The following is a 6,356-nucleotide window of genomic DNA, read 5'->3' as shown; positions in this document are numbered from 1 at the left end:
CCCAGCTACCGCTGGGAGGTGCCCCCAGGCACGCACCCTCGCCGCACGGCGCAAAGGGACAGGTGGCTCCGCCACATGACCCTTCACACCGCACGTCGAGCGCACGCACCGAACGCCGCTCCGTCCCCCACGGAGATCCATCAGAAACGCCCTAGGGCTCCGGCCCCCACTCACCTTCACCGGCTGGGCCTGCTGGAACCACCGGCCCACCCACTCACCTTCACCGGCGGATCGCCGATCCCGCCGACGTCTCCCTTCACCCTTCACCCGCCTCACCAGCGGGAACAGCTATCCAAGCCAAGAGGACGGGACAGCCATGCCTGTTTTTGAAACCCCCGAACCGATCGCCGCCACCCTCGAACTGGACTGCGGCACCGCCCGTATCACCGCGGGCAAGCGCACCGAAACGGTCGTGGAGGTGCTGCCGCGCAACGGGTCCGACGACAAGGACGTACAGGCCGTGCAGCAGACCCAGGTCACGTGCTCGGGCGGCCGCCTCGCGATCAAGACTCCCAAGAAGCGGTCCCTGTTCGGCAGGCCGGGCGCCATCGAGGTGAGCATCGAACTCCCCGCGGGATCGGACGTACGGGCCACCTCGTCGTTGGGCGGCTTCTTCTGCGAAGGCCGCTTCGGGAACGTCACGCTCAAGACCTCGCTCGGCGACATTCAGGTCGATGAGGCGGCCGGCGCCGACCTCCGGACCGACCACGGCGACATTCGGCTGGCCCGCTCGGCCGGGGACCTCGAAGCCGTCGGCGCGGGCCGGATCGAGATCGGCACCGTCGCCGGCGCGGCGACCGTCAAGAACAGCAACGGCGCCACCGACATCGGCGAGGTCACCGGCGCCCTGAAGGCCGGCGCCGCCAACGGCGACATCTCCGTCGGCATCGCACACGGCGACGCCAGCACCAAGTGCGCCAACGGCCGTACCGACATCGGCGTCGCGCACGCCGGAGTCGACGCGATGTCCTCCAGCGGCGGCATCCGCGTCGGCGACGTCACCCGCGGCCGTATCGATCTGCGTACCTCCGTCGGCGACCTCGAAGTGGGCATTCACGAGGGCACCGCCGCCTGGCTCGACACGCACACCAAGTTCGGCGCCGTACGCAACTCGCTAGGCTCCGCCGCCGGCCCCGCGGACTCCGACGAGACCGCCGAGGTCATCGCCCGCACCTCGACCGGCGACATCACCATCCGCCGCGCCTGACCGGGCGTACCCCGACTCACCGCACCCGAGAGGAAAGCGGCATGACCGTCACCCAGGCATCCGCGCCGATCGTCGCGAACGCGACGGCCCCGGCGATCACCGCCACCGGACTGCGCAAGTCCTACGGCGACAAGCTCGTGCTCGACGGCATCGACCTGAACATCGCCGAAGGCACCGTCTTCGCCCTGCTCGGGCCCAACGGCGCCGGCAAGACCACCGCGGTGGAAATTCTCTCCACGCTGATCGCGGCCGACGCGGGCGAGGCCTGGGTCGCGGGCCGCCATCTGACCCGGGCCGCCGACGAGGTACGTTCCGCGATCGGCGTCACCGGCCAGTTCTCGGCCGTCGACAATCTCCTGACCGCCGAGGAGAACCTGCTCCTGATGGCGGATCTGCACCACCTCGACCGGCGCGAAGGCAAGCGGCGGGCCAAGGACCTGCTGCGCCGCTTCGACCTGTCCGAGGTGGCGGGCAAGACCGCCGTCACCTTCTCCGGCGGTATGCGGCGCAAGCTCGACCTGGCGATGACCCTGGTCGGCGATCCGCGCATCATCTTCCTCGACGAGCCCACCACCGGGCTCGACCCGCGCAGCCGGCGCACCATGTGGGAGATCATCCGGGACCTCGTCGCCAACGACGGCGTGACCATCTTCCTGACCACCCAGTACCTCGAAGAGGCCGACCAGCTCGCCGACCGTATCGCCGTACTGGACCATGGCAGGCTGATCGCCGAGGGCACCGCCGACGAGCTGAAGCAGCGCGTCCCCGGCGGTCACATCCGGGTGCGGTTCGCCGACGCCCAGGGCATGGACACCGCCGCGGGCATCTTCGGCACCGCCACACGCGACGAGGACTCCCTCACCCTGCAGATCCCCAGCGACGGCTCCCTCCCCAACCTGCGGTCCGTCCTCGACACCCTGGAAACCACCGCCGTCCAGGCCGAATCGCTGACCGTACACACCCCCGACCTCGACGACGTCTTCCTGACGCTCACCGGTCAGCCCCGACTCGCCGATACCGTCGCATCGCCGAAGGAGAACGCCTGATGGCCACCATGTCCTACGCCGCGAGAGACTCCAGGACGATGCTGCGGCGCAACCTCAAGAAGGCGCTGCGCTACCCGTCCCTGACGCTCACCGTCGTCATCATGCCCATCGCGATGCTGCTGCTGTTCAACTACGTCTTCGGCAGCGCCCTGGGCACCGGCATCAGCGGCCTGCCCACCGGCAGCGGCGCCTACATCGACTACCTCGCGCCCGGCATCATCCTGATGGCCGCCACGTCCGGGGCCCTGACCACCGCGATCAGCGTGTGCAGCGACAAGACCGAGGGCATCGTCAACCGCTTCCGCACGATGCCGATCTCCCCTGCCTCGTTCCTGACCGGTCATGTCGTCGGCAGCGTGATCCAGACGATGGCCAGCATCACGCTCGTCACCGGCGTCGCCCTTCTGATGGGCTTCCGCCCCACCGCCACGCCCGTCGAATGGGTCGCCGTCATCGGCCTGCTCACCCTGCTCACCCTGGCGCTGACCTGGCTCTCCGCGGGCATCGGCCTGATCGCCAAGAACGTCGAGACCGCCAGCAACATCCCGATGCCGCTGACGTTCCTGCCGTTCCTCGGCAGCGCCATCGTGCCGCCCGAGTCAATGCCCGCCGGCCTGCGCTGGTTCGCCGAGTACCAGCCGTTCACCCCGATCATCGAGACCCTGCGCGGCCTCTGGCTCGGCACCGGCATCGGCTCCAGCGCTGTCATCGCTCTCGCCTGGTGCGCAGGCCTCAGCCTGGTCGGCTACCTGTGGGCGCGCCGCACCTTCAAGGCCGGAGCCAAGCGTTAACCGCCGCTTCTCACCCGCCACTTCACCGATGTGCACCATCCTCATCCCGCCCGACGCGTTCAGGAGGACCCGATGTCGTACGACCGGACGGCCGCCGTTACCACCGCTTCCGAAGAGCCGCTCGTCCTGCCCACCGACCGGCGCACCGGCTGCCCCTTCGACCCGCCCGCCGAACTCGCCGCGCTGAGCGACAAGCCGCTGCACCGCATGCGCTACGCCGACGGACACCTGGGCTGGCTGGCCACCGGACACGCCGCCGCCCGTACGGTCCTGTCCGACCCCCGCTTCAGCGCGCGCTACGAACTCCAGCACCTGCCCATGCCGATGCCGGGCATGGAGGGGATGACGGAGGTACCCGCGGCGCCACCCGGCGACTTCCTCGGTCTCGACGCTCCCGAGCACACCCGCTTCCGGCGGCTGCTCACCGGCAAGTTCACGGTCCGCAGAATGCGTCAACTCAGCGAGCGGGTGGCCGAGTTCACGGCAGAGTGCCTGGACGCCATGGAGCAGGACGGGCCCACCGTCGACCTGGTGACAGCGTTCGCGCAGCCGGTGCCCGCGCTCATGATCTGCGAACTGCTCGGCGTGCCCTACGACGACCGGGACCGCTTCCAGGGACATGTGGCGACCGTCTTCGACCAGACCGCCAGTGCGGAGGCCAGGGGCGAAGCGTTCGCGGCCGTCCACCGCTTGATCAGCGAACTCGTGGCCGCGAAGCGCGCCGAGCCCGGTGACGACCTGCTCAGCGACCTGACCACCTCCGACCTCACGGAGGAGGAGCTGATCGGAGTCGGCGGGGTGCTCCTGGCCGCCGGACTCGACACCACCGCGAACATGCTCGGCCTCGGCACCTTCGCCCTGCTGAGCAACCCCGACCAGCTGGCCGCCCTGCGCGCCGACCCCGGCCTCGCCGAGCAGACCGTCGAGGAACTGCTGCGCTACCTCAGCGTGGCCGACCCCATCCTGCGCACCGCCCTCGAAGCCGTCGAGGTCGAAGGCCAGCTGGTCAGGGCCGGTGAAACGGTGACCGTCTCCGTCCAGGCCGCCAACCGCGACGCGCACAAATTCCCCGCCCCCGACCGGCTCGACATCCGCCGCAAGGCCACCGGACATCTGGCCTTCGGCCACGGCGCCCACCAGTGCCTGGGCCAGCAGCTCGCCCGCGTCGAGATGACCGTGGCGTTCCCGGCGCTGCTCGCCCGCTTCCCCACCCTGCGCCTCGCGGTGCCGCCGCAGGAGGTGCCGCTGCGCGACCGCGCCAACATCTACGGCGTGATCAGCCTGCCCGTCACCTGGGACAAGGAGCAGTCATGAGCACGCCCTCCGCAGAATCCCCGAGCACGGACCCCACGGACCCCGCAGACCGCACGGGGCACACAGGCTCTACGGAGCCGATGCGCCTCAGCGTCGACCGTGACCGCTGCGTCGGAGCCGGCATGTGCGCCCTGACCGCTCCCGAGATCTTCGACCAGGACGACGAAGAGGGCCTGGTGCTGCTCATGCACCCCACACCGGCCCCCGAACACCGGGCCGCCGCCCGGATGACCGTCAGCCTCTGCCCCGCCAGAGCCATCGTCCTCAACTCCGCGGAACCCACGGTCCCGTAACGACCGTGGCACGCCCCGAGCCGAGAACCCCGCACCGCGCGACGGTGGGGGGCTCTCGCGTGTGCGGAGCGGAGGCAGCTGGGGGAGAGGCCGGCTCAGCTCAACAGCTCAGCCACGGTCTTGTCCGGGCGGGCGGCCCGGGGGCCGGACTGTCAGGGCGGTCCGGGAGTTCACCCCCTGCTGAGATGACTGTCGATGAAGCGGGCGAGAATCAACGGATCCTGGGGCGCATCGACCTGGAAGGCGACGCGGCGGACGAGGCTGACGTCGTCGAGAGCGAAGCCCTCGCGAGCGAGGACGCAGAGCAGGGCGAGGAACGCGGCCCGGGCGTTGCCGTCGTCGAAGGGGTGGAAGAAGCAGACGTCGAGAAAGGCGCGGGCTGCGCGGGCGGTCAGGGGCAGGCGTCCGCGGTCCGTAGCGCTCTCGGCCAGGCAGGCGTCGAAGCGGGCGCGGGTGTCGGGGCCGATGCCGTAACGCTCCCGGCCTGCTTTGGCGAAGGCGGGCAGACTGCGGAACGGCGGCGGCTGCGGTGTGTCCAGTACGTGCTGCTGCCAGCTGCGGAGCAGCGCGAAATCGAGCGGGGCGTCGTGCGCCGCGTCGGCCCGCATCAGCCGCAGCGCGGTGAGCAGGGCTTCGGCCCGGGCGGGGCGCACGGCGCCGTCGAAGGCGCGGATGTCCTCGGCCGCGCCGTCGCGGGACGCGGCCACCGGTGTGACGGCGCTCCGGTCCGGGGCCTCCTGCCACGGCGCGGCCCCGCGCACCGCGAGCCAGCGCTCCAAGTGGTCCGGCTTCGGCTCGGCGGGCCGGGCGTCATCGCCCGGCCGCAGCCCCAGCGCGAGCTGCTCCGCGACATCGTCGGCCAGCACCGTGTCGGGGCCGGTCCAGCTCGAAGCGGCCGCCGATGGCCTGGTCGACCAGACTCCGTGCGACGTCAGGCGCGATGCCCCAGCGGCTGAGGAACCAGGTGAGCACCTGGTGGCAGTGCATGGACCAGCTGCTGCCGCAGCCGGTGCGATCGACCACCTGGACCATCAGGTTCCGGGCGGTACGCTCCCACAGGAGCCGCTGGTCTTCGATGTCGGCCAGCTCCAACGGGTGGGCCTCGAACCACCGGGCGAGGCTCTCCAGCCACTCGCGCCACTCACACAGTGCGGCGACGACACGGGCGAGCGTCTCCTGTGGGGTGGTGATCGAGTCCCGCGGACAGCACCAGTTCCCCACCGGCCCGCCGTCGAAGTCCCCTTCGTCGTGTGCCCAGCGCCAGCCCGCGGTCCAGCGGCCGTAGTGCCGGATGAGTGCGAACGACATGGTGTCGGCCCAGAGCGTGCCTTCGTTGCGACTCCAAGCGAGCATCGCCATGTCGCCGAGGGGAAGTTCGGGCCGGCGGGGCACACATCGGGCCGCGCCGAGCGAGTGGACCACGCGCGCTGCCGACGCACCGTCGAACGGATGACGGGCCGGGTCCACCTCATCCCAGCCGAGAAAACCGGGAAACAACTCCATGATCACCGCGCTGGCCTGCCACGGCCACCCGGTACTTGAGCAAGAGGATTTCCCAGGCCGGCGGCGTGGGGGAGGAGGGCTATGCCGGGCCCCGGAGCCAGTCATGACGACGCTGTTGGTTTATTCGGGGCCTCGCGTGACGTCGGCCTTCGAGACCTGGTTGTGGTCTTGACGGCCGACGTTGTCGTGTGGGGTGGGTGCG

Annotated in this window: 7 protein-coding genes; 5 read left to right on the top strand and 2 right to left on the bottom strand. The window is 70.5% G+C overall.

The genetic code is table 11. The annotated features are described in order from the left end of the window. The first annotated feature begins 316 nt into the window (after positions 1–316). The 5 genes from ACZ53K_RS42400 (at position 317) to ACZ53K_RS42380 (ending at position 4,651) form a co-directional block, all read left to right on the top strand. Entirely contained in the window at positions 317–1,207 is an 891-nt protein-coding gene (locus ACZ53K_RS42400) for a DUF4097 family beta strand repeat-containing protein (RefSeq protein WP_468848419.1), read from the top strand. Positions 1,208–1,248: 41 nt separating this feature from the next. After that, on the top strand, positions 1,249–2,253 hold the full coding sequence (locus ACZ53K_RS42395; RefSeq protein ID WP_468848416.1) for an ATP-binding cassette domain-containing protein: 1,005 nt from the start codon (positions 1,249–1,251) through the stop codon (positions 2,251–2,253). After that, complete coding sequence (locus tag ACZ53K_RS42390) at positions 2,253–3,044, top strand: ABC transporter permease (protein WP_468848413.1); 792 nt, start codon at positions 2,253–2,255, stop codon at positions 3,042–3,044. Before ACZ53K_RS42395 ends, ACZ53K_RS42390 begins: the two co-directional genes overlap by 1 nt. A 72-nt stretch (positions 3,045–3,116) precedes the next feature. After that, positions 3,117–4,358: a cytochrome P450 gene (locus ACZ53K_RS42385; RefSeq protein ID WP_468848411.1), complete on the top strand. Its 1,242-nt coding sequence runs from the start codon at positions 3,117–3,119 to the stop codon at positions 4,356–4,358. Positions 4,359–4,438: 80 nt separating this feature from the next. Next, positions 4,439–4,651 (top strand): ferredoxin, encoded by a 213-nt coding sequence (locus ACZ53K_RS42380; RefSeq protein WP_468848408.1) that lies wholly within the window; start codon positions 4,439–4,441, stop codon positions 4,649–4,651. Positions 4,652–4,821: 170 nt separating this feature from the next. Here ACZ53K_RS42380 and ACZ53K_RS42375 read toward each other — a convergent pair whose 3' ends face one another. Both ACZ53K_RS42375 and ACZ53K_RS42370 read right to left on the bottom strand, forming a co-directional pair. Next, entirely contained in the window at positions 4,822–5,517 is a 696-nt protein-coding gene (locus tag ACZ53K_RS42375; RefSeq protein WP_468848406.1) for a Fic family protein, read from the bottom strand. Continuing rightward, positions 5,462–6,010: a hypothetical protein gene (locus ACZ53K_RS42370; RefSeq protein ID WP_468848404.1), complete on the bottom strand. Its 549-nt coding sequence runs from the start codon at positions 6,008–6,010 to the stop codon at positions 5,462–5,464. Before ACZ53K_RS42370 ends, ACZ53K_RS42375 begins: the two co-directional genes overlap by 56 nt. Positions 6,011–6,356 lie beyond the last annotated feature (346 nt).

Source organism: Streptomyces sp. NPDC033221 (assembly GCF_055577005.1).
This window is presented reverse-complemented; position numbering and strand designations above follow the sequence as displayed.